Origin of the sequence: Methyloceanibacter sp., assembly GCF_041573655.1 — a bacterium.
Taxonomy (GTDB): Bacteria; Pseudomonadota; Alphaproteobacteria; order Rhizobiales; family Methyloligellaceae; genus Methyloceanibacter.
Window position 1 is genome coordinate 52,310 of sequence record NZ_JBFFQD010000006.1, and the last position, 26,003, is coordinate 78,312.

Below are 26,003 nucleotides of genomic sequence, written 5' to 3' on the forward strand. Positions count from 1 at the left end.
CGAGGCCTCAGGCGGCGAGTTCGAGGATCAGCCGTTCGAGCACAAGCCGGCCGGACGGTGTTGCTTTGAGCTGCGCGCCGTTCCGCGCCAGCAGGCCATCGCCTTCCAGCGCATCAAGCCGGGTCGCGTCGATGGCGCGCCCGCTCAAGACCGAGAGGCGTTCAAGGTCCAGCCCCTCGGTGAGCCTCAGCGCCATGAGGAGATACTCCTCCGCCGTCTCTTGGCGGCTCAGTGCCTCATCGCCGCAAAGCCCATGGCCCTCCGCTTCGACCTGCGTCAGCCAGCCCTCCGGCGATTTCAGGGTGGAAAGCGCACGCTTCACGCCGTTCTCTGTGAGGCGTGCATGGGCGCCGGCGCCGATACCCGCATAGTCGTGGCCGCGCCAATAAAGAAGATTGTGCCGCGACTCCGATCCGGGGCGCGCGTGATTGGAGATCTCATACGCAGGCAGCCCCGCCGCCTCGCAGAGCTCTTGCGTCAAGAGATACATCGCGCTGGCCTCGTCGCTCTCCGGCACACGCAATGTCCCCGCGGCATGACGCGCGGCGAACGGTGTGCCGTCCTCGATGGTGAGCTGGTAGAGCGAGAGATGATCGGCGGCATAGTCAAGCGCGCGGGTCAGCTCCGCGCGCCAGTCTTCGAGTGACTGACCTTCGCGCGCATAGATCAGATCGAACGATACGCGGCCGAAGGCCTGCTTGGCGAGACCGAGTGCGGCGAGCGCCTCGTCCGCTGTGTGCTGGCGGCCAAGCGCCTTCAGGCTCGCATCGTCGAGTGCTTGCACGCCGAGCGACAGACGGCTGATGCCGGCAGCCGCATAACCGGCGAAGTTCTCCGCCTCGACGCTGGTGGGATTTGCCTCGAGCGTGATCTCCACGTCGTCGGCAATCGTCCAATGCGAAGCGATCGCATCGAGGATCGCCTCGACGGTGTGTGGACGCATCAGCGACGGCGTGCCGCCGCCGAAGAAGATGCTTGAGACGGCGCGCCCTGGTGCGCGCAATCCGAAGTGCCGCAGCTCACTCAGATAGCCGTCGAGGAACCGTGCCTCTTCGATGCCGCCATGGCGCACATGCGAATTGAAGTCGCAATAGGGGCATTTGGCCATGCAGAACGGCCAGTGCACATAAACTCCGAACGGCTCGTCATTCGACATTGGAGTAGGCAGCCTCGATCAACTGCTCGAAAGCGCGCATGCGGTGCGACAGCGCGTTCTTTAGCTCGCGGTCCATCTCGCCGAAGGTCTCGTCGTGACCATCCGGCATGAAGATCGGATCATACCCGAAACCGCGGTCACCGCGCGGTGGCCAGTGGATCGCGCCGAAGACTTTGCCTGTGAGCACCATGTCTTCGCCGTTCGGTGCGGCGAGAGCCAGCGCGCAGGTGAAGTTGGCGCGTGTATAGGCGCCGCCGGTCTTCTCAAGTTCCTCGTGCACTTTGACCATGGCCTTGGCGAAGTCTCTCTCCGCCCCGCCCCAGCGTGCGGAGTAGATCCCGGGTGCGCCGCCGAGCGCCTCCACTTCAAGCCCAGAGTCGTCGCCCAGCGCCATCAATTGGGCATCCGCCGCCGCCGCGCGCGCCTTGAGGAGCGCATTCTCCTCGAACGTGCTGCCGGTTTCCTCGGGCTCGGGCAGGTCAAGACTTCCGGCCGAGACGCATTCAATGCCGTAGGGTTCAAACAGTTCGCCCAGCTCGCGCACTTTGCCTTCGTTGTGGCTGGCGATGACCAGCTTCGAGCCGCGGTGAAGGGCGCCGGGCTTAAGCAACTGTGAGCTTCTGGAGTTCGACGAGCTCGGCGATCCCGCCCCGCGCGAGCAACATCAGCTGATCGAACTGCTCTTGGGCAAACGGCTCCGTCTCAGCCGTACCCTGGACCTCGACGATGCCGCCGGAGCCCGTCATCACGAAGTTGGCGTCGGCGTCGGCCTCCGAATCCTCGGCGTAGTCGAGGTCGAGCACCGCCTCGCCGCCATAAAGACCGCAGCTGACGGCCGCCACATGATCGCGCAGCACTTTGCCCTTGATCATGTTGCGCGCTTCCATCCAGGCGACCGCATCGTGGAGTGCCACCCAGGCGCCCGTGATGGCGGCCGTGCGGGTGCCGCCGTCGGCCTGGAGCACGTCGCAGTCGATGATGATCTGCTTCTCGCCGAGCGCGGCGAGATCCGTCACCGCGCGCAAGGAACGGCCGATCAGGCGTTGGATTTCCTGGGTGCGGCCAGACTGCTTGCCCGCCGCCGCCTCGCGACGCATGCGCTCATTGGTGGCGCGGGGCAACATGCCGTACTCCGCCGTCACCCAGCCGCGGCTCGACCCCTTCAGCCAGGGCGGCACCGACTCGCCGGCCGTGGCCGTGCACAAGACATGGGTCTCGCCAAAACGAACGAGGCAAGAGCCCTCCGCCTGGCGCGACACGGCGCGTTCGAGGGTCACGGGACGAAGCGCGTCAACGGCGCGGTTGGACGGACGGGTAATGGCTAAACTCCTGGAAAATAGGCCAAGGCCGCGCACCCTAGAGGAGGCACTTGCCGGGGAAAAGCCCTTTCCCCAACTCTGCCGTGGCGCGGGCTTGTGCGGTCCGGAACGAGAAGATACCACCCTTGGAACATGGCCCAGAGCGAGACCACGGCCGGAGGCGCACGCGCGGCCTCGGGGAGCGCTGCCACCAAAGCGGGGGCTGTTAGCGCCACGCCGGTTCAAGGCGCTACGCCTATGATGGCGCAGTACCTGGAGATCAAGTCGGCCAACGCCGACAGCCTGCTGTTCTACCGCATGGGCGATTTCTATGAGCTGTTCTTCGAGGACGCGGCAATCGCCTCGCGCGCGCTCGGGATCGCGCTGACCAAGCGCGGCAAGCATCTTGGGCAGGACATCCCCATGTGCGGCGTGCCGGTGCACGCGGCGGACGATTACCTCCAGCGGCTGATCGCCCAAGGGCACCGGGTTGCCGTGTGCGAGCAGACCGAGGACCCGGCGGACGCCAAGAAGCGCGGGCCGAAGGCCGTGGTACGGCGCGATGTCGTCCGCCTGGTGACGCCCGGGACGCTCACCGAGGAGTCGCTGCTCGATGCCCGGGCACATAATTTCCTCACCGCGCTGTTCCGGGCACCTCATAAGGAAGGCGCCGAACCCGTCTTCGCGCTTGCCTCCATCGACATCTCCACCGGAGAACTCCTTGCCGCCTCTGCGCGTCTCACCGATCTGCCCGGGGAGCTGTCGCGCATTCGCCCCGGCGAGGTTCTCGTTGGTGAGGATCTCGCGGGCGATGACGATATTCGCCGCCATGTCGATGAGGCCGGCGCCGCGCTCACGCCTTGCCCGCGCGCCCATTTCGACTCCGTGCGCGGAGAACGCGCGCTCAAAGAGCGGCTTGGCGTGGCCGCGCTCGATGCCTTCGGCGACTTCACGCGGGGCGAATTGGCCGCGCTCGCCGGCCTCCTCACTTATGTGGAGATCACGCAAGTGGGGCGTGCGCCGCTGCTGCGACCGCCGCGAAAAGAAGCGGCAGGGAGCCTCCTTCTTATTGACGCCGCGACTCGCACCAATCTCGAGCTGTCGCGCTCCAACCAGGGCGCACGGAACGGCAGCCTTCTCGCCGCCATTGACCGCACCGTCACCGCCGCCGGCGCACGCGAGTTGGGCAGCCGTCTCGCCAGCCCCTTGACGAATGTCGAGGCCGTGAATGCACGCCTCGATGCGGTCGCCTATCTCGTTGACGAGCCGCGGTTGCGCCAGGAGCTCCGCGAGGCGCTGAAAGCCGCGCCCGATCTTTCTCGCGCGCTTGCACGGCTGGCGTTGGGCCGAGGCGGCCCCCGCGATCTCGGCGCTGTAGCGGCGAGCATCCGCGCCGCGCACGATCTCGCCACACATATTTTGCGCGCAAGCGAGGCGCTCGGCCTGCCGCGCGAGTTGATGGGGATCGCCGAACGCCTTGCCGCCGCGCCGTCCGGGATGGAACAGGCCTTGGTTGCGGCGCTTGCCGACGCGCTTCCCGTCAACGCCCGCGACGGCGGCTTCATCCGTGACGGCTTCAATCCCGATCTGGATGAGCATCGGCAATTGCGTGACGGCAGCCGGCAAGTGATCGCGGGACTCCAGACGACCTACGCGGAGGCAACCGGCGTCAAGTCCCTCAAAGTGCGCCACAACAACGTGCTCGGCTATTTCGTCGAGGTCACGGCGCTGCATGCGCCAACGCTCACCAAGCCGCCGCATGTGGAAACGTTCGTTCACCGCCAGACCATGGCAAACGCGGTGCGGTTCTCGACATCCGAACTCGCGGAGCTCGACGCGCGCATCACCTCGGCCGCCGACCGCGCGCTCGCGCTCGAACTCGATATTTTTGCCACGCTTACGAAAGACGTCCTCGCCGAGGAGCAGGCACTGTCTGCAGCGAGCGCCGCTCTCGCCGAGCTCGACCACTACGCGGGGCTCGCCGAGCTGGCTGTCGAGCAGAGATATGTGCGTCCGGACGTTGACGACAGCGCCGCCTTCGACGTCGAAGAGGCGCGCCACGCGGTCGTCGAGCAAACGCTGGAGCGCAACGATGGCGCAAGCTTCGTCGGCAATGACTGCCATCTAGGTGAAGGTATCGGCACCGGTACGTGCATCCTCGTCGTCACCGGGCCCAACATGGCCGGCAAGTCGACGTTCCTGCGCCAGAACGCGCTCATCGTCGTGCTTGCGCAAGCGGGCGCCTTTGTGCCCGCGAAGTCCGCGCATGTCGGCATTGTCGATCGTCTGTTTAGCCGCGTCGGTGCAGCCGACGATCTGGCGCGCGGCCGCTCCACCTTCATGGTCGAGATGGTGGAGACCGCCGCCATTTTGAATCAAGCGACTGCGCGTTCCTTCGTGGTGCTGGACGAAATCGGCCGGGGCACCGCGACCTTCGATGGTCTGTCCATCGCCTGGGCGGCGCTCGAATATCTGCACGAGGTCAACCGCTCCCGCGTGCTGTTCGCCACGCACTACCACGAGCTGACCGCGCTCGCCGACAAACTGGCCCATGCTGCCAATGCCACGGTCGAGGTAAAGGAGTGGCGCGACGAGATCGTCTTTCTGTATCACGTCGTCGGAGGCGCCGCCGACCGCTCCTACGGCATTCATGTCGCCAAGCTCGCCGGCCTGCCGGGGCCGGTGCTGGCTCGCGCGGGTGAAGTCCTCACCGAGCTGGAGAAAACCGATGGGCGCTCCAAGCCCGCCGATTTGGCCGACGACATGCCGCTCTTTCAGGCCACCAAGGCGCCGTCCGGCCTCGATGAGCAATCCGCCATCGAGCAGGCCTTGCAAAGCTTGCGGCCAGATTGCATGACACCCAAGGAGGCGCTTGAAGCCCTCTACCGTCTCAAGACCTTGCTTGAGGGCGGGTCGTAAACCGTTGATATGCTAAAGTCGTTGCCCACTATGGACCAGCCCGTGTCAAGACAAGCGCCGTATTTTGACTTCGATCTCCTCCGCCAGGAGACCGGCGAACTCGCGCGCAAGCATGCCGGACAGGACACGCAGCTCCGCGCGGAACTGGTTGCCTATCTGAAACCGCTCGTCGCCGAGGCGCACGAGGTCGCGGAGCAGCAGCTCAAGCACAACGGTGATGGACGCAAATGCGCCGGCGGTCTGTCGGACTTCCAGGACGCGCTGATCCGCCTGATCTACGACGTGACCACGCAGCACATCTACCGGGTCCAAAACCCATCTTCTGCCGAGCGCATGGCGGTGGTCGCGCAAGGCGGCTACGGCCGCGCCCTGCTCGCGCCGGGCTCCGATATCGATCTGCTGTTCTTGCTTCCCTACAAGCAGACGGCCTGGGGCGAGAGCGTGGCCGAGTACATGCTCTACATTCTTTGGGACCTCGGCTTCAAAGTCGGTCACGCGACGCGGACCATCACACAGTGCGTCCGGCTCAGCCTTGAGGACATGACAATCCGCACGGCGTTGCTCGACGCGCGGCTCATTCTCGGCGACGAACGCCTCTTTGCGGAGTTTCAGCACAAGTTCCGCCGCGACGTTCTCGATAACGACGCGCGCGCCTTCATCGAGGCCAAGCTCGCCGAGCAAGATGCGCGGCACTCGCGCACGGGCGCCTCGCGCTACCAGGTCGAACCCAACATCAAGGATGGCGCGGGCGGCTTACGCGATCTGCACACGCTGCACTGGCTGGCCAAACATCTCTATCCGGACCAGGCGGAGGAAGAGTTCGTCGAGGCGGGCGTGTTCACGCGGCATGAGTACCGGAGCTTTCGGCGCTGTGAGTTCTTCTTATGGACAGTGCGATGTCACCTGCACTTTCTCACCGACCGGCCGGAAGAACGCCTGAGCTTCGATCTTCAGCGCGCTATGGCCGATCGCCTCGGCTATCGCGGACACGCCGGGCTCAGCGGCGTCGAGCGGTTCATGAAGCACTACTTTCTTATTGCCAAGGAAGTCGGCCAGCTGACCCGCATCGTCTGCACCGCGCTGGAGCTGAAGCAGCTGAAGTCCATCCCGGCGCTCGACACATTGCTTGGTTCCTTTAGCTGGAAGCGGCGCGCTAAGCTCAGGCGCACGTCGGACTTCCGCATCGAGACCGGCCGCGTTTCCACGGTCGACAAGGATGCCTTCGTCAAGGACCCGGTGAATTTCATTCGCCTGTTTGTCGTTGCCGATGAGAACAAGGCGGGCACCGCGCCGCAAGTGCTGCGTCAGATCCGATCCAACTTCCGGCTGATTGACGACAAGCTGCGCAACGACCCAACCGCAAACCGCCTGTTCTTGAAGCTGCTGATGGACTCCCGCGATCCGGAAGCCATCTTGCGCAAGATGAACGAGGCGGGCGTGCTTGGCCGGTTCATTCCCGACTTCGGCCGTGTCGTATCGATGATGCAGTTCAACATGTACCACCACTTCACGGTGGACGAGCATTTGCTGCGTACGGTCGGCTATCTATCGGACATCGAACGCGGCCGTTACGCCACTGAGCATCCGGTCTCCAGCGAAGTCGTTCGCACGATCGACAACCGCCGGGCGTTATACGTGGCCGCGCTTCTGCACGATGTTGCCAAGGGGCGAGATGAGGATCACTCCATCGCCGGCGCGCGCATTGCCCGCGAGATCGGACCGCGGCTCGGGCTGACGGATTCGGAAACCGAAACCGCCACCTGGCTGGTCGAGCATCATCTCACCATGAGCCTGTTCGCCCAAAGCCGCGATCTGAACGACCCAAAGACAATCCGCGATTTCGCCGAGCTTGTGCAGAGCCGCGAACGGCTGAAGCTTCTTCTGATCCTCACCGTGGCCGATATCTGCGCCGTGGGGCCCGGCACCTGGACCGGCTGGAAGGGTCAACTCCTGCGGACGCTGTATTTCGAGACCGAGCCGCTGCTAGGCGGGGGACACACCGAGCTCACCCGCACAGAGCGCATGGCCCGCGTACAGGACGCGCTGCGCGAGCGCTTGTCCGACTGGCCAAAGAAAGAGCTGGAGCGTTTCATCGATCGCCACTATCCGGGCTATTGGCTCAGGACCGATCTCGACGTCATTACCGAGCACGCCAAACTCGTACGCGATGCCGAGGGGCAAAACCGCGAGGTCGTGACGCGCATCTCGACCGACGCCTTCCGCGGCGTGACCGAGCTCACGCTGCTAGCGCCCAACCATCCACGCCTGCTTGCGATGGTCGCGGGCGCATGCACGGGCGCAGGCGCCAATATTGTGGACGCGCAGATTTCGACGACACGCGACGGCATGGCCCTCGACACCATTCACTTGGAGCGCGAATTCGACCACGCCGAGGACGAGGAGCGCCGCGCCCGGAAGATCGCGGTCTCGATCGAACGCATGTTGAAGGGTGAGACACGCGCCATCGATCTCATTCGCGCGAAGAAGAAGCCGAAGTCGCGGCTTTCGGCCTTCACTGTCGAACCACAAGTTGTCATCGACAACACGTTGTCCGATGCGCTGACCGTCATTGAGATCAACGGGCTCGACCGGCCCGGTCTTCTCTACGATGTCACGCGCGAGATTTCCGATCTCAACCTCGACATCGCCTCGGCCCACATCGCCACCTTCGGCGAGAAGGCCGTCGATGTTTTCTACGTGACCAACCTGACCGGCAAGAAGATCACCAGTTCCTCGCGCGATCTGCTCATCCGCGAGCGGTTGACGAAGGTGCTTGCCGCCCGTCAGAAATCGGAACTCGCGTCGGCGTAAGCGCCCATGAAACTCTATCGGGGGTTCGCCACCGTCGGCGGGATGACCGTCATCAGCCGCATGCTCGGCTTCGTCCGCGACGTGCTCATCGCCGCCATCCTTGGCGCGTCCTCCATCACCGACGCATTCTTTGTGGCGTTCCGCGTGCCGAATATGTTCCGGCGTCTCTTTGCCGAAGGGGCGTTCAACGCGGCCTTCATCCCGCTGTTCTCCAAGCGCCTTCATGCCGAAGGGTCCGAAGCGGCACAGGACTTTGCCGCCAAGGCGCTGTCCGGGCTCACGCTGGTGCTCGTCGTGTTCACGATCCTCGCCGAGATCGCCATGCCCTGGCTGATCCTTCTGCTGGCGCCCGGTTTTGCCGAGGATCCCGACAAACTCCAGCTTGCCGTGACTCTGGCCCGCATCGCGTTCCCCTATCTCGTGTTCATGTCCTGGGTCGCGCTCTACACGGGCCTTCTCAACGCGCTGGGGCGGTTCGCCTATGCCGCCTTTGCGCCGAGCCTGCTGAACATCGTGCTCATCGCCGTTCTGCTCTGGCTCATGGCGACGGGGCGCGGCGAACAGTCCGCCGCCGGTGTCGCGCTGGCTTGGGGCATCGCCGTTTCGGGTCTGCTGCAGGTGGCCGTGGTCACCTTCGCTGCGGCGAAGGCCGGCATTCGCTTGCGGCTCGAACGCCCGCAATGGACGGCGGATATGAAACGGTTAGTGCATCTCGCCGTGCCGGGCGTGATCGCCGGCAGCATGGCGCAAGTGATGATCGTCATCTCGACCATCATCGCGAGCTTCCAAGACAGGGTCGTCTCGTGGCTCTATTACGCCGAACGCATCTTTCAGTTACCTCTCGGCATCATCGGCGTCGCGGTCGGCGTGGTTCTGCTGCCCGACTTGAGCAAGAAGCTTCGCGCGGGCAACACTGAGGCCGTCGTCACCAGCGAAAACCGCGCGCTGGAATTCGCGCTGTTGATCGCGCTTCCCGCCGCCGTCGCGCTGTTTATTGCTTCGAGCCCCATCATGCGCGTGCTGTTCGAACGCGGTGCCTTCACCACGATCGATGCCCGCGCGAGCGCCGACATGCTGGCAGCGCTCGCCATTGGCTTGCCGGCCTACGTCATGGTGCAAGTGCTGCATCCGAGCTTCTTCGCTCGCGAGGACACCAAGGCGCCGATGACCTATGCCGGCATCGCGCTCGGCGCCAATGCTGTGCTGGCTATTGCGCTATTCACCGCGCTTGGCGCCGTCGGCATTGCGATCGCCGCGAGCATTGCCGGCTGGATCAATGCCAGCCTTCTCATCATGGGGCTGCGCGCCCGCGGCGAGTTCGCGCTCGACGATGCGTTCCGGCGCGCATTTCTCGGCATCGTGCTGGCGAGCATCGCCATGGGCGCAGTGGTCTGGTGGCTCACGGGCGCGCTGGCCCCTTGGTTCGCGCCAGAGGCCGGGCTCCTCGTCCAGGTCTTGGCGTTGGCCGCGCTCATCCTTGCAGGGCTTCTCACCTATCTCGTGGCCGGCGCGCTGGCCGGCGCTCTAAAGCCCAGAACCCTCCTGAAGGAAGTGCTAGGGCGCTGAGTTCGGTCAAAGTTGGGGTTGCGCGGCGTTGCACCCTCGTTATGTTGCAGCGCAACAAAAGTGGAGAGTAGCATATGGAAGGCAAACCGCGCCGCAGCGCGCTCTATATGCCCGGATCGAATGCGCGGGCGCTCGAAAAAGCCAAGACCATCCCAGCCGACGCGCTGATCTTCGACCTCGAGGACGCGGTGGCGCCGGACGCCAAGGTCATGGCTCGCGAGCAGGTCTGCGCCGCCGTGAAGGCCGGGGGTTATGGCGGCCGCGAGGTGGTGATCCGAGTCAACGCGCTGGAGACGCCGTGGGGCACCGACGATCTCATCGCCGCCTGCAACGCCGCGCCCGATGCGATCCTCGTGCCCAAGGTCGTCCATTCCGGCGACATCATCTCCGCCGCTAAGATCCTGCAAAGCGTGCACGCGCCGCAAAAGGTGCGCCTATGGGCCATGATGGAAACGCCCATGGCGATCCTGAATGCGCGCACCATCGCCGCGACTACGGTGCACGCAGAGAACCGCCTGTGCTGCCTCGTTATGGGCACCAACGATCTCATCAAGGAATCGCGCGCCCGCGCGCTCCATGACCGCTTCGCCGTGGTGCCTTGGCTCGCCATGACCTTGGTCGCCGCGCGCGCCTACAAGCTCGACATTCTCGACGGCGTCTACAACGACTTCCGTGACGATGAAGGACTGCGCGATGAATGCGAGCGTGGCCGAATTCTCGGCATGGATGGCAAGACCCTGATCCATCCGAGCCAGGTCGTCCCCTGCAACGAGATTTTCTCGCCCACGCAAGAGGAGGTCGACTGGTCGCGCAAGATCATCGACGCCTTCGGCCAGCCGGAGAACGAGAAGAAGGGCGTCATCGTGGTCGATGGGCACATGGTCGAGCGGTTACACTTCGCCATGGCCCAGCGCACGGTCGATATCGCCGACCAGATTCGCGAAATGGAAGCGGCGTGCGGATAGTCACGTGCGCGCCCTTGCGCTGAGGCCGCTCGCGAGCCATAACCCCGCGAAACTCAAGGGCACGGCATGCAAGAAACGTCCAAACATAAGACGCGCGTTTTCTCCGGCGTGCAGCCGACCGGAAATCTCCATCTCGGCAATTATCTCGGCGCCATCACCCGCTTCGTGGCGCTCCAGGAGGAGCACGAGTGCCTTTATTGCGTGGTCGATCTCCACGCCATCACCGTGTTCCAGGACCCGGACGAACTCAGCCACAACATCCGTGAGGTGACCGCGGCCTTTATTGCGTCGGGCATCGACCCGGCGCGCCAGATCATTTTCAACCAGAGCCAGGTGTCCGGCCACGCCGAGCTCGCCTGGATCTTCAACTGCGTCGCGCGGCTTGGCTGGCTCAACCGCATGACCCAGTTCAAGGAGAAGGCGGGCAAGGATCGCGAGAAGGCCTCCGCCGGGCTTTACGTCTATCCGAACCTGATGGCCGCCGACATTCTGCTCTATCACGCGACGCACGTGCCCGTGGGCGAGGACCAGAAGCAGCATTTGGAACTCGCCCGCGACATCGCGCAGAAGTTCAACAACGACTTCGCCAAGACGATCGCGCGTGAAGATTATCCGGGAGGCTTCTTCCCGCTGCCCGAGCCGATCATCGCCGGTCCCGCCACGCGCGTCATGAGCTTCCGCGACGGCACCAAGAAGATGTCGAAGTCGGACCCGTCCGATCTCAGCCGCATCAATCTCACCGACGATGGCGACACCATCGCCAAGAAAATCAAAAAGGCGAAGACCGATCCCGAACCGCTGCCGTCCGAGGTGAAGGGGCTGGAGGGTCGCGCGGAAGCCGACAACCTCATCGGCATCTATGCGGCGCTGGCGGGAACGGACAAAGAAACCGTGCTTGCCGACTACGGCAACCAGCCGTTCTCGGCGTTCAAGGGCGCGCTCGCGGAGCTGGCTACCGAGAAGCTCACGCCGATTGGCGATGAGATGCGCCGCTTGATGGCCGACCCGGTCGAGATCGACCGCATCTTGGCGGACGGCGCTGCCCGCGCCCGCGGCATCGCCAACCCGATCCTGGCCAAGACCAAGGACATTGTCGGCTTTATCCGAAGCTAAGCGTCGACGCCGGTGCCAATAGGACAAGAGACGCCCGTGCCGCCGAGCCCGCAATAGCCGGCCGGATTCTTGGCGAGATATTGCTGGTGATAGTCCTCGGCGAAGTAGAATTTCGGCGCTGCTTCGATCTCCGTGGTGATCGGACCCATGCCGTTTCCCCGAAGCGCTTCGTCATAAGCCGCCTTGGACGCTTCTGCAGCCTGCTTCTGGTCCTCCGAAGAGTAGTAGATGCCCGAGCGGTACTGCGTGCCGACATCGTTGCCCTGGCGCATGCCTTGGGTCGGGTTGTGGCTTTCCCAGAATGTCTTCAGGAGCTGGTCGAAGCTGACTTGCCTCGGATCGAAGATCACAAGCACGGCCTCGGTGTGCCCAGTTCTCCCTGAGCAGACTTCTTCGTAAGTCGGGTTCGGCGTGTGTCCGCCCGCATAGCCCACCGCCGTCACCAGCACGCCTGGGATCTCCCAGAACTTGCGCTCCGCGCCCCAGAAGCAGCCAAGCCCAAACAGGGCCGTCTCGGCGCCTTCGGGATACGGGCCCTTGAGGGGGGCGCCGGTGACAAAATGGGTCTGCGCCGTGGGGATGGGATCGGGCCGGCCGGGCAAGGCCTCTGCGGCGCTGGGAACGTTGAGGGACTTTTGCATGAGGGCTCTCCGTATAGCTTCAAACATAGGAGCTCCCTCGACGGGTTTCAGGCGGCCCGTCCTTCACATTCCCGCTAGTTGATAAAGACCTCGACCTCTTTTCGCTTCTGGCCGAGCCAATACAGAAACACGCCGAGAATGCCGAATACCACCCAGGTCGGTGCGGCCAGGATCGAGACCATGATCGGATCCCACAGCCAGTCTCCGGCATTGGCGATGATCCATTGCCGCGTTGCCTGCAGCGATTCTGGCGCGAGCTGGCGCCATTGATCGCCCATGGGCGTCACCACCCACGCGCCGCCGCCCGCCAGGCTTTTTGTGGCGTCAACGACGGCGGCAACCATGGCCAGCAAAAGCAGCCAGACACCGAGTATTCGAAGGACAAAACGCATGGGCGAGAGTGGCCGATCCCGTGTTTCCGCTTACATAAGCCATTGGCCGGTCCCGTTCAAACGCTTCGAGGCCGCGTCCTGGCGTCCTGGCCGCTCCGCTTGAACGGAAGGTGCGCTTCGCTATAGTGCGGCGCCTTTAGGAGAGGTGGCCGAGTGGTTGAAGGCGCACGCCTGGAACGCGTGTAGGCGGGTAACCGTCTCGAGGGTTCGAATCCCTCTCTCTCCGCCAAAAAGTGAGAGGTCCCAGACTCAGCAACATCCGGGACCTCTATACCTCTCTACAATTTAGCTCACTCATTTGGCGGCGACTTCCATATCTGCAGTCACAACTGCGAGGGTTTGTGCGGACTCACCGCAATGGAGCGTAATCGACTCGTTCGTCGAGCCGTCGATCTCAGCGCGTTGACCTGAGCTGACGCGCACATGAAGTCGCGATGCGGATCTTGCATCGATATCGTCCGCATTCCATACCACCGCCTGCATGTCGCAAGCACCATCGCCAGTAGCAAACGACGCGACGAGCTGCTTATTGCCGAAGGTTGCGAGAATTGGTTCGCTCGGTCCGACCGGCCCCAAATTCTGGACACTGTCGTCGGCACGGGCGGGAATGTTAGCAGCGGTAAGAGCGAGGATTGCGCTTGCAGCTGCCACTTTCAGTACCTTGTGGGTCATAGTCATCGTGGTGTCTCCTTCGCTTGGCTGCTCAAGCCTTTCTTGAGCATGGAAGGAATTCTAGACCCGGCCTCCGTTCGACGCTGTGTCAATTGCCACACTGCCGAATACGGTGATCACCAACCCTGCTCGGCAGTTGTCTGAGGCTCTGGGTCATTAGCTGACATTTTTAGTCCAGTATGAGAAATGGCCACTTTGCCCCAACAGCGGACTTGCTCAGCAAGCATTGGGACAGGACTATTTGCAAACGGAATGGCAAACGAACCGCATGGCACAGCACGGCATAGGCTGTCACAACAGCGCATTTTTGGTTAAAGAAAGCCCATCAGAAGATGAAGTTTAGCTACTGCGCGGTACAGATCGGCACGAGAGTCTTAGAACTCGAAAACCGTTGAGCGCGCAAGCGTTCCGAGGGTTCGAATCCCTCTCTCTCCGCCAGGCACTTGTGCTTTCGGCGCTCCGCTCGCCAAGAAGCGCCTGCCCCGCCGCCACGATCCTGACACCGCCAGCTTGGACAATCGGCGCCTGGTCTTGATCGCCCATGGGAGCACCGATGATCACCCTTTACGCCTTTGGATCCGCCTTTGGGCTTCCTGACGTCAGCCCCTTCGTCACCAAGGTCGAAACGCTGCTGAAGATGGCGGATCTCGAATTCGCGGTCGACACGAGCGGCTTCAACAAAGCCCCGAAAGGCAAGCTTCCTTACATCGACGACGACGGCGAAAGAATCGCCGACTCCACCTTCATTGGTTGGCACTTGGAAAAGAAATACGGGGTCGACTTCGACAAGGGGCTCGATGACGAGCAGCGGGCTGTCGCCTGGGCCTTCGAGAAGATGCTTGAGGACCACACCTATTGGACCGTCTTGCACTCACGCTGGGTCGACGATGCAAACTTCGCGGCCGGGATGGCGCAATTCTTCGAACGCATCCCTTTGCCGATGCGGCTCATTGTTCCACGTATGGCGCGCCGGCAGATCAAGGCCGAGCTGCGGGGCCAAGGCATGGGGCGTCACGCGCAAGAAGAGATTGTCGCGCTCGGGAAACAGTCGCTCGATGCCGCGGCCGCGTTTCTTGCCGGCAAGCCATATATGATGGGAGACGAGCCGACCGGGCTCGACGCCACGGCATTCGCATTTTTTGCCGGCGCCCTCTGTCCGCTGTTCGAGACACCTTTGCGCGAAGCCGCGGAGCGGCACGCCAATCTCAAGGCTTATGTCGGCCATATGGCGGGACGCTACTACCCTGATCATACGGAGATCGCCCGCTGGGCCGCTTGACGTCGAGCGCCTCGTAAATCTTTGCGATGGTCTCGTAGCGCACGCCGGGCATTTTCCCCGTCCGCAGCCGCGACAGGTTGGATATCCTTGGTTGTCGAAATGACCCCTTGCCCTTGAGCTTTGGTTTGGCAAGTCTGCTGCAATGGAGCGCACCCGGGATCGATGACCGACGAAGCCGTTCTTTCACTCCTGGAGAAGCGTCTTGGTCGGCGCCATGCCCGCCAGCGTCTCGGCGTCGAGAAGGATCACGAGGCGCAGGTCTTCGGCCAGGGCATCAACTTCTTCCACATCGAGAATCTGACGATAGGCCATGCCGTCATCCGCGCGGTTCTCATGGGCACGGGGCTCTATTGGCGGGGCTTGCGCAACGCGGCGAAAGTTGAAGTCCGCGAAAACCTCATCGACGCGCCCCATCTGCCGGAAGCCTTCGACGGCTTATCCATTCTCCAGATCAGCGATCTTCACGTCGACATGAGCGAAGGCGCCATGGCACGCCTGATACAGCTCCTCCCGACCATCCCCTATGATCTGTGCATTCTGACGGGCGACTACCGCGGCAACACCTGGGGGCCCTACGAGCCGTCGCTTGCGGGTATGGAGAAGCTCTGCGCCCAGTTGAAGGGGCCGGTCTATGGTGTGCTCGGCAATCACGACACAATTCTCATGGTGCCGCGATTGGAGGAGATGGGCGTGAGGATGCTGCTCAACGAGGCCGACACTATTGAGCGCGGCGACGAACGCCTCCATCTCGCGGGTGTCGACGATGCGCACTTCTATCGCATGGAGAATATTGAGAAGGCCGCCGACAACATTCCCCATGAGGAGTTCTCGATCCTCGTCACGCACACACCCGAGATCTATCGTCAGGCCGCCCACGCCGATTTCGATGTGCTGATCAGCGGCCATACTCATGGCGGGCAGATCTGCCTTCCCGGCGGCATTCCCATCACCCTAAGCGCCGTGCTGCCGCGCGCGCTCGGTTCTGGACCTTGGCGGCATCATGACATGATCGGCTACACGGCGGTCGGCGCCGGCTCCTCCGTTGTGCCGGTACGGTTCAACTGTCCGCCCGAGGTCACGCTACATCGCCTGCGGCGTCGCCGAGAGACTACAGTCAGTAAGGCTCCTCGCGGAGGTTCAGCCTGAAGAGGATGCGCGACACCGCGAGTTCGCCGACAGCGAAGATTGCCGTGCCGGCCACAATGTCGAGCACGCCTATCGGCACCAGCCAGCTCGCCGCGATGAACGGCAGAAGCGATTCCGGAATTTGATCGAGCCCGATCGCTTGACTGCTGGGCGCAAGTCCGAACCGCCGTTTGATGAAGCTCGACAAGAGGTCGCCTGCCATGGCGCAAGCGGCCACCAAGGCGCCAAGCTCCCAGCCGAGCCCCATCAGCGCCGACACGGCAGGCGTTGTCAGAAGTGCGGCAACGATGCCGCGGATTGTTTTGGACACACCGAACAGCGGGTGGCCATCTGTGAGCGTCAAACCTCCATCGAGCGGCCAGTCGAGCGCCGTCCCCATCGCCTTCTTCAAGAAGAGCGGCGCAGCGTTGGCAACGGCGATCAGGACGAGGAGTTGAATAATCAGTAGCGGCTGCATGACCCGCTATTTTAGCCCGCCTGGGCCTGTACGGGAAAATGACCTCTTGCCCTTGAGGGGCGGTTTGGCCCAATCCTGCGCACCAGGATTTCAACGGGGTTTCTCCTGATGGCGAGGCAGACAGGGCACACGGCGCAGGAAGGCGCGGCGGGTCAGCGGACCGCGGTGGCGGTGCTCGCCGCCATCAGCGTGTGCCACATGCTGAACGACGTGATTCAGTCGCTGATCCTGGCGATCTATCCCATGCTCAAGACGAGCCTTGCGCTCGACTTCGCGCAGATCGGCTTCATCACCTTCACCTTCCAGGCGACCGCGTCGGTGCTTCAACCGCTCGTCGGTTACGTAACCGACCGCTACCCGACGCCCTACTCGCTGGTGGTCGGCATGGCTTCCTCGCTGGCCGGCCTGATCCTCATCGCTTTCGCCTCGTCCTACGCGATGGTACTCGGCGCTGCCGCGCTGATCGGCACGGGGTCGTCGGTGTTTCACCCCGAGTCGTCCCGGGTCGCGCGGCTCGCCTCGGGCGGGCGGCACGGCACGGCACAAGCGGTGTTTCAGGTGGGCGGCAATTTCGGGACCGCGCTCGGACCGCTGCTCGCGGCCTTCATCGTAATTCCCTACGGGCAAGGCTCGATCGCCTGGTTCTCGGTGGTGGCTCTGCTCGGCATGGCGCTGCTGTCGGTGGTCGGGAACTGGTACGGCAAGGCGCTCAAGTGGAAACCGGTCTCTCATCCCGAAGAACGCGAGGCGATTGCCGCGCTTGGCCGCCGCGAGGTGGCGCGGGCAATCGCCATCCTGGTCACGCTCACCTTCTCCAAGCACTTCTATCTGGCCTCGATCGCGAGCTTCTACATCTTCTATCTGGTCCAAACTTTCGACCTGACGGTGCAGTCGGCGCAGCTGTTCCTGTTCCTGTTCCTCGGTGCCGTGGCGGCAGGCACCGTAATCGGCGGTCCCATCGGTGATCGCATCGGCACGCGCCGCGTGATCTGGTGGTCGATCGTCGGCGTGCTGCCTTTCACGCTCGCGCTGCCTTATGTGGGCTTGGTGGGCACGGCCATACTCAGCGTGGTGATCGGCCTTATCCTGGCGTCCGCTCACCCGGCCATCATTGTCTATGCGCAAAGCCTGTTGCCGGGCCGCGTGGGCATGGTGGCGGGGCTGTTCTTCGGCCTCGCGTTCGGCATTGCCGGCATCGGGGCGGCGCTGCTCGGCCGGCTGGCCGACGCCACGAGCATCACCTTCGTCTATCACGTGTGCGCATTTTTGCCGGCGATCGGGCTGCTTGCGGCGTTCTTGCCAGAGATGTCAAAGGCGAAGCCTCGGAAGCGGCAGAAGAAACGCCCCGCCACCCGCTGAAGTGCATCCGATTTGACAAGATGATGACGGCTCATCCGCGTGGCGGATCGAACTTGTTCCAAAAGTGTCTTGGTCTTGTCTTGGGAATTTGCTCCTTGAGCGGCCGGGCGGGCGCAGAATAATTACGCCGATGCTCGACATAACTGTCTGAGTCGCCAAAGGCGAGACTCTGCAGATGGTTAGGGCTAGAATGACGGCAGTGGCGCCGATGCTGAGGCTGTGTCCGGCGCAATTCCGTACAGTAATGCGTAACTGCCGAGCGGTGGACGGCGGGCCTTTGTGTGCTTGCGAAACATCCGATTCGGCGTGTCGTTCTGTCGAGGTGCAGTAACCAGAGGGCATTTTGATGCGTGATATTCGCGGGGACCTACAAGACCGTGCCAGCTTCCTCAAGGAGCAGCTAAGCGCGGCGCAAGCGCAATTCGAGAAACGTCAAGAACAACTGAAGCGGGAGCACGAGGCGAGGATCGAGGATCTTCAGTCCGAGTTCGAGGCCGTCACCACGCTCATGGAGCTGGAATACCAGCGGCTGACGGACGCACCCGTCCAAGACGAGCCGCGGCAGGCGCCGCCGGTGGCGGAGCGCCATCCGGTGCGCGAGGCAGAGCCGGATCGCCGCCCTGCCCCGGAGGCCGAGTACCAGCGCCGCCAGGAGCAGGAGCCTTATCGTCAGGCGAACGGCCGGGCCACTGAGCCGCAACGCCGCCCGTCACGTGAGCCGGCGCAGTACCGCGCTCCGCATGCAGCGGAGGCCGTGCCGCAGAGGCGCCCCGGCCCGGTACCGGTTCGCCAAGAGCAAGTTCAGGAGCGTGTTCATGAGCGCGTTCAAGAGCGGGCTCATGAGGACGAGGGCGAGCAGCGTTCCGCTGCGCCGCAGATCTATCGGCGTGCGCCTTTGGCCGCCGCGCCAGCGCGCGAGGGCGAACACGAACAGCCCCGTCCGGCGGAAAGGGTCTCTCAAGCACCCCAGCAGCCGCCTCTTGCGGACTTTCTAATTCGCAAGCTTAGCGAGTTGGGCGCTATGACGTTTGAGGACCTCTGCCATATCGCGGTGCAGGAAGGCTATTTCGCCAATGGCGATGTCGACCGCGGCGTGCACGTCACGCTGACGAACGTCGCGAAGGCAGGCTTCATCCGGCAGCAGCCTGATGGGACGTTCTCGCCGGCGACGGTCATGGACACGATCCGCCTGCGTCGCGCGATCTAGCAGACAAGCGCGCGGCTCGGACTATCGCGAGGGCCGCGCGCGCAACAACTCAACGACATCGTTGCGGACTTTCGTCTCCGTGTAGCGCGCCAGCGCTTTGCGGTCCGGGAAGTCGTCGAGCGGCACAGGCGGGCCGATGCGGATATCGGCGTCGAGCGGCCCAAGGCCGAGCAGCTTCCAGGCATGGCTTGCCATGTCCATGTCTCCGTACCAGGCGACCTGTGGACGGCCGCGCCGTCCCAAGGGCAGGCCGTGGAGCTTCGTGTAGGTCAGCGCCAGCGTCTGCACCGAAACCTTCGATCCCATGGGCGCACCGCCTGGCGGCTTGACCGCTGCGAACAATGCGGAGCGGAACGGCACGACGGAGTTGCCATCACTGGACGTCCCTTCTGCGAAGAACACCACGTGGTCTCCCGCTTCCAGGCGCTCCAGGATTTCGTTGGCCTTGGTGCCCACTTCTGTGCGCCGCTCGCGGTCGACGAACACCGAGCGTTGCAGCTTGGCGAGCCATTTCACGAACGGCCAGGTCGAGACTTCTTGTTTGGCCACGAACGAAACGGGCGCGACCGCCGACAGCACCGTGATGTCGAGCCACGAGACATGATTGGAGACGATGAGCACGCCTTGAGACTCCGCGACTTCCCCGTCGACATTGAGGCGTATGCCGATGATCCTGCAAACTTGACGGTGGTACCAATGCGGGAAGCTGCGGGCGAAGCGCGAGCCGGTACGCACCAGCAGGTACTGCAGCGGCATCAAGGGGAGGGTGAAGGCGAAAAATGTCGCCAGCACCAGAAATGCGCGCACGCGTTTCATCGATATCGTTTCAAGAACGGCCTACCGCGCGTGTGCTCAATAGCAGACCCGCTGACCGTAGCGTGTGACGCAAAGACCGCGGAGCTGCGGATCGGCGCGCATTATGGGGACCGGACGAACCCGGCAGTCGGTCTCGATTTCGCCGGCGCCCCAGTCGCGGGTCGTGCAGACTTCGCGCGTGGCCGCCGGGACTATGTAGAGGTCGAGTTCGGACGGCATCTTCACCTCGACCTTGGGTGCCGGCACCACAATCGTTGTGGGGCTTGGAGTCGAGACAGGCTGCGCAGGGCTGGCCGTCACCTCAGTCACAGACGCCGCAGCGTTGTCCGTCTCGACCGAATTGTCTTCCTTGGCCACTGGCGCGGCTTCCGGCTCCAGAGCATGCCCGGCGAAGGCCATGCCGCTCAGCAATGTCACGATCGCGGCAAGAACGATGCGTCTACCCATCACGCCACCCCCTTCTTCATTGATTGACGCTTCGCCAAAATTGTCCCGCCGCGCGCGGGAAGTCAAACAGGGTGAAATAGGCGGTATATTGCGGCGCTATTTGCCGTTCTTTAGGGGCGTGCCGAAGAGTTCCAGGCGGTGTCCGATAAGCCGGAAGCCGAGCTCCTTGGCGACGCGTTCCTGCAGCCGCTCGATGTCCTCATTTTTGAACTCGATGACCTCGCCGGTCTTCATATTGATGAGGTGATCGTGGTGGTCGTGCCCGGCCGGCTCGTAGCGGGCGCGCCCGTCGCCGAAGTCGTGGCGCTCGACGATGCCCTCGCCTTCCATCAAGCGCACTGTCCGATAAACCGTGGATAGCGAGATGCGCGGATCCTCCGCGCTGGCGCGGCGATAGACCTCTTCCACATCCGGATGGTCGTGTGCTTCGGACAGCACGCGGGCGATGACGCGCCGCTGACCGGTCATGCGCAGGCCCCGGTCGGCGCAAAGCCGCTCAAGCCTGCTTTCCCGTGTCGCCTCGCCGGACATGGATCCTTTAGGGTTGGTGGGTTTCGAGCGGCTCATCGCAGGTCGCGTCCATCATCGGAGGGTGGCTGGCAAAGGGCAAGACTCAAGATCGAGACTCAAGATCAAGTCTCAAGATCAGGACCGAAGATCAAGGCTGAAGATGGCGGCGTTCGCGCCGCTTTCGTAATAGCGCTCCCGGCGACCGGCGGGCTTCGCGCCAGATGCGCGGTAAAGCGCAACCGCCGCGGCGTTGGTCTCGTCGACTTCGAGGAAGAGTTGCGTAGCGCCGCGCGACGACAACACAGCAAGTGCGTGGCTCAGAAGCGCGCGGCCAAGCCCGGCGCGGCGGCGTTCCGGTATCACGCCCATCGTCAGCAGTTCCGCTTCGTCGGCGGCAGCCCGCGCGATCAGAAGCGCCGCTGGCGCCGCCACCTCATGGGGTGCCGTTCCAACAAGACACAGCACGCCCGGCGCGGCGACGAACCGCGCCATGGCGATCTCGTCCCAAGGCTTCGCGAAGCAGCGCGCATGGAGCGCCGCCAACAGCGCGGCATCACCCGGACCGGCGCGGCTCACGGCGCATGTGCGGGTCATCAGCGTCGCTCCAGCGTGGGCGCTTGCGGCTTGGCGTCCGGCGGCCGCAAATAAAGCGGCCGCAACACCTCGCAGGTCTCGCCCCTCTCATGCGCAATCTCGGCAAGCGCCGCCGCGCTCGGCTGCAGCGTCTCTAAAGTGGCGCCCACGGAAAGACCGCGGGCGGATGCAGATTCGGCGAGCGCGCCTGCGCCGCTTCCAACCGCGAGCGCCAAATTTTTCGGGAGCATCGCCGCCGCGTCGTCCGGCGCGATGAGCAGCGGACCGTCCATCTTAGCGGCGGTCTCGTCGAAGAGACCGAGATAGAGCATGCCGCGCCTGGCATCGACGGCGACGGCGAACGGGCCTTGAGGGTCCGCGCCGGCCAGAAGCGCCGCGCGCGCCATAACGCTCAAACTGTCGGTGCCGAAAAGCTTCGCGCTCGTGACGAGGGCAAGCCCGCGCGCCGCTGCAATGGCGATACGCATGCCGGTAAAGCTGCCGGGGCCGACTGTCGCGGCAATCAAGTCGAGTTCGCTCGCGCCGATCTCCGCCTCGGCCAGCACCTCGTCCACCATCGGCATGAGCGCTTCGGCATGTCCGCGCGGCATCTCGACCTGAAGAGCCTCAAGCCTCCGCGCATCGCCAGCGCGCAACACCGCGGCGGAGCAGGCGCCCATGCTCGTATCGAGCGCTAAGATGTTCATGGCTGCTTCTTAGACGATCTGCGCCATCTGGTCGAAGTCGAAGCGCGGCGCGCGCGGGCGCAAAGGCGCATCGTTGCCACAGCCGAGATTGCACAGAAAATTGGATTTCACATTGGTCCCGGCAAAGAACGCCAAATCGACGCCCTCTTGGTCGAAGCCCGACATCGGCCCGCAATCGAGCCCAAGCCCCCGCGCCGCGAGGATGAGATAGGCGGCTTGCAGCGTGCCGTTGCGAAAGGCGGAGTCGGCGATCTTCTGCGGCTTGCCTTCAAACCAGGCCTTGGCGTCGGTGTGCGGAAAGAGCGTCGGCAGATGCTCGTAGAAGTCGAGGTCGTAGCCGATGATGGCGCAGACGGGCGCCTTCATGGTCTTCTCACGATTGCCTGCCGAAAGATACGGCTCCAGCCTCTCCTTCGCGTTTTTGGATTTCACGAAGACAAAGCGCGCGGGACTGCAATTGCCTGAGGTCGGCCCAAGCTTCACCAGGTCGACCAGCTCATGCAGCAGAGAATCGGGGACGTCCTTGTCCTGCCACGCGCCGCGCGAGCGCGCATCGCGGAACAGTTGATCGAGCGATGCATCTGGAAGCTTCGCCGTCAAGTCGGCCGGACCTCTTGCACTTCAGGAATAAAGTGCCGGAGCAGGTTCTCGATGCCGTGACGGAGCGTCGCCGTCGAGCTGGGGCAGCCCGCGCAGGCACCGCGCATGTGCAAATAGACGACGCCGTCGCGATAGCCCTGGAAGGTGATGTCGCCGCCGTCTTGCGCCACGGCCGGGCGCACGCGCGTGTCCAAGAGTTCCTTGATGGTCTTGACCGTCTCTTCGTCTTCGGGCGCGTAGGACTCGTTCACCCCGTCATATTGTGCCGGGTCGCCCTCGGTCATCGCCTCGCCGGAGAGGTAATGCTCCATGATGGCGCCGAGAATGGCGGGCTTCATATGCTGCCACTCGCCATCGCCCTTGGTGACGCTGATGAAGTCGGAGCCCAGGAACACGCCCGTGACGCCGTCAATGTCGAACAGGCGCGCGGCGAGCGGAGAGCCTTCGCTTTCGGTTTGGTCGCGGAACTCGATCGCGTCTGCCTCGCCAAGCACGGCCCGGCCCGGAAGGAACTTCAGGGTCGCAGGGTTCGGCGTCGCTTCGGTCTGGATGAACATGGCAATCTTCTCGGGGTTCGGGGCTGCTCTACATCGTTCAAGATTAGAATAGTTCTACACCAAAAATGTGTCTGCAGCGCCGCAAAATCAAGGTGAGCGGGCCCCTTATACCACTATCTGAAGCCGATTCGCTTGCCCCTAGCCTCAGGCCAGCGCCAGGATTTCCTCGGTCGTCAGGTGCCCCGGAACCACGGTGATCGGCACCGGGAAGGACCCTGCGAGCTTGCCGCCCGCCAAATGGGTCACGAGCGGTCCGGGGCCTGAGGGGTCCCTTGAGGCGCCAAGCACCAGGACGCCGATATCCTGGTCCTCTTCGATGGCCTTTGTGATCTCCTCGGCCTTACTGCCTTCCCGCACGATCTCCTCCGGCACGAGCGCCTCGAAGCCCAGGGCCTTGAGCTTGCGGCCGAACAGCCGGAACACGGCCTTGGCTTTGCTGAGGCCCTCCTCGCGCGCCATGTCCTCAACGCCCAGCCAATGCAGGGCCTCGCCTTCCGGCTCGATGACGTAGAGCAGCGCCAGCTGGCCCTTGGTGCGCTTGGCCCGGCTCGCCGCGAAGGCCAAGGCGCGATCGCATTCCGGGGTCTCGTCGACCGCCACCAGGAATTTGCGCTTGTGACCCTCAAGATAGATCTCCCGCTTCTTGCGCGCCCGCGGTGTCGAAGACGCGGCCTTGGCAGCAGGCGCGGGCTTCTTGGGTGCTGCATTCTTGGGTGCAGCCTTTTTAGGCGCGGCTTTGCGCGGCGCGGATTTCTGCTTAGCCGGCGGCGTCTTCTTCGCCGGTTTCTTCTTGGGAGTGGCCATGGGCGGCATGCTGCCACCTCCGGCGCCCGCCAACAAGGCGCGTTGAAGGGGGCGTGGAGCGCCTCAGACGCTCAGGCGCGTTGCCTTGCCTAGCGGACGGGATTGCGGTTTGGCATCGGTACGTTGACCTGGCCGCCCTTGAGCACGTTGTGAAGCTGCGTCTTGGTGAAGAGCGGCACGCCCGGCCCGGCCTCCTTGCTGGCGGCGGCCTTGAGGGCCACGGGCGGCAACTCATCATCGACGCTGAGCAGCTCGTAATCGCCCGCGGTGAGCACGGTCCGGCAGTCCTTCGGCAGATCTCTTAAGGGGTAAGGCTTCTTCTTTATTCCCGGCTTGGCGTTTGGATCGATGTTTTGCTGCGTCCGCCAGATCGAGGACTTCTTCAGCATAGAGTTCCAATCGTCCAGCTCCTTGCCGCAGCCGGAATCGCCCTTCACCGGCGGCTGATCCTTGCAGCCTGCCATGCCGCGTGGGCAGCCGAGGCGGACGTGGAAATGGTAGTGGTGGTTCCACCACGGCCGCACCTTGCCAAGCCAACGTGTGTCCTTGCCTGCGACCTCGGCGCGCTCGCATAGCGACCGCTTGATCGCCGGGTGCACGAAGATGCGCGCCACTTGTCTATAAGACGCGGCGCGACGGATGAGCTTGATATGCACGTCGGTGAACTTCTCCGGATCGACGTGCAACGGATCCTTCAGCATCGAAACCGCTTCGACGTCCTCCCGCTCTTGGAGCGTAAGGATGCGGTCCGGCATGGGCGTTAGCCAGATGTCGGCATCGAGCCCGACTTGGTGACTGGTATGGCCGGTGAGCATCGGCCCGCCGCGCGGCTGTGACATGTCGCCGACGAGAAGGCCCGGCCAGCCGTCGAGGGCGCGCGCGTCGCTGGCAAGCCGCTCCATATAGTCGACGAGCTGCGGGCTGCCCCAGTAGCGGTTCCGCGAGACGCGCATCACCTGCCAGTCGGGGCCGTTGAGGGGAAGCGCGATACCGCCCGAAAGGCAGCCCTTCGAATAAAAGCCAATTGCCCGTGCCGCGAGCTTGGCAGGGCCGGGGACGGAGGCGAACAGCTCTCTGGCGCCCGGCAGTTTTTTCGACTTCGGCTCTGGGGGCTTGGGCGGCTTGCGTTCCGGGAGTTCCATGGCGGGTTCGATGGCCGCCGTCTCGGTAGGCTCGCCGGCCTCTGTCTCCGCAGCTTCGCCGGATTCCGCCTCAGCGGTGCCGCCAGCCGGCGGCGCGAGCTTCTCTTGCGCCGTCGCCAAACCCCAGCCAAGCAGCAATATCGTGAGGCTTAGAATCAGCCTTCGCATGCGTTCCCGACCTGGTTTTGACAGGCCCCCCGGAGGCGCACAGTAGCACAAATGGTGTCGGCAATTGGACCCCTTTGCGGTGCGCCGAAGCCACACCGTTCAGGAGATGTTCAGCCCCGCGCGCCAATAGTCTGATCAATGTCGTTGGAATCTAGAGCGTCAGGCGCGATGATGTGCGGGCGCGGGACACAAATTCCAAGTCTGTGGGAGCTGATCATGAAACGTAACGTCGTCTTGGCCGCGCTGCTCGGCACATTTCTTGTCCTGCCCGCGACCGCCTTCGCCGGTGTCGTCGCTCAAATCGATCTCTCCAGCCAGCGCATGCATGTGTTCGTGAACGGCAAGTCGACCTACACGTGGAAGGTCTCCACGGCGCGACGCGGCTACCGCACGCCAACCGGCACCTACAAGCCGTATCATCTCGCCCGCCGCCACTACTCCTCGATCTACAACAACTCGCCCATGCCGCATTCGATCTTCTTCAAGGGCGGTTACGCCATTCACGGCTCCTACGAGACGAAGCATCTCGGGCGCCCGGTCTCCCATGGCTGCATTCGGCTGCATCCCTCAAACGCGGCGCGGCTGTTCTCGCTGGTGCAGAAATACGGCAACAGCAACACGACGATCCGCATCACCCACTAACGCGAGAAGACTAACGGCCGCAGACGCTTGGCGCGGGGCGCCCGCGAACGCGGTCG

The 26,003-nt window shown here is 63.7% G+C and carries 26 protein-coding genes and 1 tRNA gene; 11 read left to right on the forward strand and 16 right to left on the reverse strand.

The features are described 5' to 3' along the window. Positions 1 to 7 precede the first annotated feature (7 nt). The 3 genes from hemW to rph are packed head-to-tail and all read right to left on the reverse strand — an operon-like array spanning position 8 to position 2,475. Entirely contained in the window at positions 8 to 1,156 is a 1,149-nt protein-coding gene (gene hemW / locus ABY454_RS02760) for a radical SAM family heme chaperone HemW (protein ID WP_372928644.1), read from the reverse strand. Continuing rightward, positions 1,146 to 1,766, reverse strand: coding sequence for an RdgB/HAM1 family non-canonical purine NTP pyrophosphatase (gene rdgB, locus ABY454_RS02765; protein ID WP_372928645.1), 621 nt, complete (start codon positions 1,764 to 1,766; stop codon positions 1,146 to 1,148). The genes hemW and rdgB overlap by 11 nt, the downstream gene beginning before the upstream one ends. Then, positions 1,759 to 2,475 carry a ribonuclease PH gene (rph, locus tag ABY454_RS02770; protein WP_372928670.1) on the reverse strand — a complete coding sequence of 239 codons (717 nt, stop codon included), beginning with the start codon at positions 2,473 to 2,475 and terminating at the stop codon, positions 1,759 to 1,761. The genes rdgB and rph overlap by 8 nt, the downstream gene beginning before the upstream one ends. 132 nt (positions 2,476 to 2,607) lie before the next feature. Between rph and mutS the strand changes: the two genes are divergently transcribed. From mutS to trpS, 5 genes are all read left to right on the forward strand, one after another. Then, positions 2,608 to 5,373 carry a DNA mismatch repair protein MutS gene (gene mutS / locus ABY454_RS02775; protein ID WP_372928646.1) on the forward strand — a complete coding sequence of 922 codons (2,766 nt, stop codon included), beginning with the start codon at positions 2,608 to 2,610 and terminating at the stop codon, positions 5,371 to 5,373. A 30-nt stretch (positions 5,374 to 5,403) separates the two neighbouring features. Next, entirely contained in the window at positions 5,404 to 8,184 is a 2,781-nt protein-coding gene (locus ABY454_RS02780; protein ID WP_372928647.1) for a [protein-PII] uridylyltransferase, read from the forward strand. A 6-nt stretch (positions 8,185 to 8,190) separates the two neighbouring features. Then, positions 8,191 to 9,750 carry a murein biosynthesis integral membrane protein MurJ gene (gene murJ / locus ABY454_RS02785; protein WP_372928648.1) on the forward strand — a complete coding sequence of 520 codons (1,560 nt, stop codon included), beginning with the start codon at positions 8,191 to 8,193 and terminating at the stop codon, positions 9,748 to 9,750. 74 nt (positions 9,751 to 9,824) lie between these two features. After that, positions 9,825 to 10,715, forward strand: coding sequence for a CoA ester lyase (locus tag ABY454_RS02790; RefSeq protein ID WP_372928649.1), 891 nt, complete (start codon positions 9,825 to 9,827; stop codon positions 10,713 to 10,715). Between the two features lie 66 nt (positions 10,716 to 10,781). After that, complete coding sequence (gene trpS, locus ABY454_RS02795; protein WP_372928650.1) at positions 10,782 to 11,828, forward strand: tryptophan--tRNA ligase; 1,047 nt, start codon at positions 10,782 to 10,784, stop codon at positions 11,826 to 11,828. Here the strand turns inward: trpS and msrA are convergent. Then, entirely contained in the window at positions 11,825 to 12,469 is a 645-nt protein-coding gene (gene msrA / locus ABY454_RS02800) for a peptide-methionine (S)-S-oxide reductase MsrA (protein ID WP_372928651.1), read from the reverse strand. The two genes, trpS and msrA, sit on opposite strands and share 4 nt — an antisense overlap. Before the next feature lie 74 nt (positions 12,470 to 12,543). Continuing rightward, positions 12,544 to 12,861, reverse strand: a complete 318-nt coding sequence (locus tag ABY454_RS02805; RefSeq protein WP_372928652.1) for a hypothetical protein — start codon at positions 12,859 to 12,861, stop codon at positions 12,544 to 12,546. A 139-nt stretch (positions 12,862 to 13,000) separates the two neighbouring features. Here ABY454_RS02805 and ABY454_RS02810 point away from each other — a divergent pair. Further along, positions 13,001 to 13,090: transfer RNA gene (locus tag ABY454_RS02810), tRNA-Ser, on the forward strand. A 65-nt stretch (positions 13,091 to 13,155) separates the two neighbouring features. Here the strand turns inward: ABY454_RS02810 and ABY454_RS02815 are convergent. Beyond that, entirely contained in the window at positions 13,156 to 13,539 is a 384-nt protein-coding gene (locus tag ABY454_RS02815; protein ID WP_372928653.1) for a hypothetical protein, read from the reverse strand. A 547-nt stretch (positions 13,540 to 14,086) separates the two neighbouring features. Between ABY454_RS02815 and ABY454_RS02820 the strand changes: the two genes are divergently transcribed. Both ABY454_RS02820 and ABY454_RS02825 read left to right on the forward strand, forming a co-directional pair. Next, on the forward strand, positions 14,087 to 14,812 hold the full coding sequence (locus ABY454_RS02820) for a glutathione S-transferase family protein (RefSeq protein ID WP_372928654.1): 726 nt from the start codon (positions 14,087 to 14,089) through the stop codon (positions 14,810 to 14,812). Between the two features lie 162 nt (positions 14,813 to 14,974). Beyond that, positions 14,975 to 15,958 (forward strand): metallophosphoesterase, encoded by a 984-nt coding sequence (locus ABY454_RS02825; RefSeq protein WP_372928655.1) that lies wholly within the window; start codon positions 14,975 to 14,977, stop codon positions 15,956 to 15,958. On the opposite strand, the gene ABY454_RS02830 is transcribed toward ABY454_RS02825, so the two are convergent. Further along, the gene (locus ABY454_RS02830; RefSeq protein WP_372928656.1) at positions 15,927 to 16,415 is read right to left on the reverse strand and encodes a CDP-archaeol synthase; all 489 of its coding nucleotides are present in this window, start codon (positions 16,413 to 16,415) and stop codon (positions 15,927 to 15,929) included. The two genes, ABY454_RS02825 and ABY454_RS02830, sit on opposite strands and share 32 nt — an antisense overlap. A 108-nt stretch (positions 16,416 to 16,523) precedes the next feature. Here ABY454_RS02830 and ABY454_RS02835 point away from each other — a divergent pair, with 108 nt between their 5' ends. Both ABY454_RS02835 and ABY454_RS02840 read left to right on the forward strand, forming a co-directional pair. Beyond that, the gene (locus ABY454_RS02835) at positions 16,524 to 17,774 is read left to right on the forward strand and encodes an MFS transporter (RefSeq protein WP_372928657.1); all 1,251 of its coding nucleotides are present in this window, start codon (positions 16,524 to 16,526) and stop codon (positions 17,772 to 17,774) included. A 346-nt stretch (positions 17,775 to 18,120) separates the two neighbouring features. After that, positions 18,121 to 18,981, forward strand: a complete 861-nt coding sequence (locus ABY454_RS02840) for a hypothetical protein (RefSeq protein ID WP_372928658.1) — start codon at positions 18,121 to 18,123, stop codon at positions 18,979 to 18,981. A gap of 21 nt (positions 18,982 to 19,002) precedes the next feature. Here ABY454_RS02840 and ABY454_RS02845 read toward each other — a convergent pair whose 3' ends face one another. The 9 genes from ABY454_RS02845 to mepA form a co-directional block, all read right to left on the reverse strand. Then, positions 19,003 to 19,797, reverse strand: a complete 795-nt coding sequence (locus tag ABY454_RS02845; protein WP_372928659.1) for a lysophospholipid acyltransferase family protein — start codon at positions 19,795 to 19,797, stop codon at positions 19,003 to 19,005. A 36-nt stretch (positions 19,798 to 19,833) separates the two neighbouring features. Continuing rightward, positions 19,834 to 20,244 carry a hypothetical protein gene (locus tag ABY454_RS02850; RefSeq protein WP_372928660.1) on the reverse strand — a complete coding sequence of 137 codons (411 nt, stop codon included), beginning with the start codon at positions 20,242 to 20,244 and terminating at the stop codon, positions 19,834 to 19,836. A 96-nt stretch (positions 20,245 to 20,340) separates the two neighbouring features. Beyond that, positions 20,341 to 20,775, reverse strand: coding sequence for a Fur family transcriptional regulator (locus ABY454_RS02855; RefSeq protein WP_372928671.1), 435 nt, complete (start codon positions 20,773 to 20,775; stop codon positions 20,341 to 20,343). A 114-nt stretch (positions 20,776 to 20,889) separates the two neighbouring features. After that, on the reverse strand, positions 20,890 to 21,348 hold the full coding sequence (locus tag ABY454_RS02860; protein ID WP_372928661.1) for a GNAT family N-acetyltransferase: 459 nt from the start codon (positions 21,346 to 21,348) through the stop codon (positions 20,890 to 20,892). Then, positions 21,348 to 22,034: a tRNA (adenosine(37)-N6)-threonylcarbamoyltransferase complex dimerization subunit type 1 TsaB gene (tsaB, locus tag ABY454_RS02865; RefSeq protein ID WP_372928662.1), complete on the reverse strand. Its 687-nt coding sequence runs from the start codon at positions 22,032 to 22,034 to the stop codon at positions 21,348 to 21,350. Before tsaB ends, ABY454_RS02860 begins: the two co-directional genes overlap by 1 nt. 9 nt (positions 22,035 to 22,043) lie before the next feature. Further along, the gene (locus ABY454_RS02870) at positions 22,044 to 22,634 is read right to left on the reverse strand and encodes a malonic semialdehyde reductase (RefSeq protein WP_372928663.1); all 591 of its coding nucleotides are present in this window, start codon (positions 22,632 to 22,634) and stop codon (positions 22,044 to 22,046) included. Continuing rightward, positions 22,631 to 23,191, reverse strand: a complete 561-nt coding sequence (locus ABY454_RS02875) for a NifU family protein (protein WP_372928664.1) — start codon at positions 23,189 to 23,191, stop codon at positions 22,631 to 22,633. The genes ABY454_RS02870 and ABY454_RS02875 overlap by 4 nt, the downstream gene beginning before the upstream one ends. Positions 23,192 to 23,335: 144 nt before the next feature. Continuing rightward, positions 23,336 to 23,995, reverse strand: coding sequence for a universal stress protein (locus ABY454_RS02880; RefSeq protein ID WP_372928665.1), 660 nt, complete (start codon positions 23,993 to 23,995; stop codon positions 23,336 to 23,338). Positions 23,996 to 24,084: 89 nt separating this feature from the next. Next, the gene (mepA, locus tag ABY454_RS02885) at positions 24,085 to 25,305 is read right to left on the reverse strand and encodes a penicillin-insensitive murein endopeptidase (RefSeq protein WP_372928666.1); all 1,221 of its coding nucleotides are present in this window, start codon (positions 25,303 to 25,305) and stop codon (positions 24,085 to 24,087) included. Positions 25,306 to 25,521: 216 nt separating this feature from the next. Here mepA and ABY454_RS02890 point away from each other — a divergent pair, with 216 nt between their 5' ends. Further along, positions 25,522 to 25,947 carry a L,D-transpeptidase gene (locus tag ABY454_RS02890; protein WP_372928667.1) on the forward strand — a complete coding sequence of 142 codons (426 nt, stop codon included), beginning with the start codon at positions 25,522 to 25,524 and terminating at the stop codon, positions 25,945 to 25,947. The last annotated feature ends 56 nt before the right edge of the window (positions 25,948 to 26,003 follow it).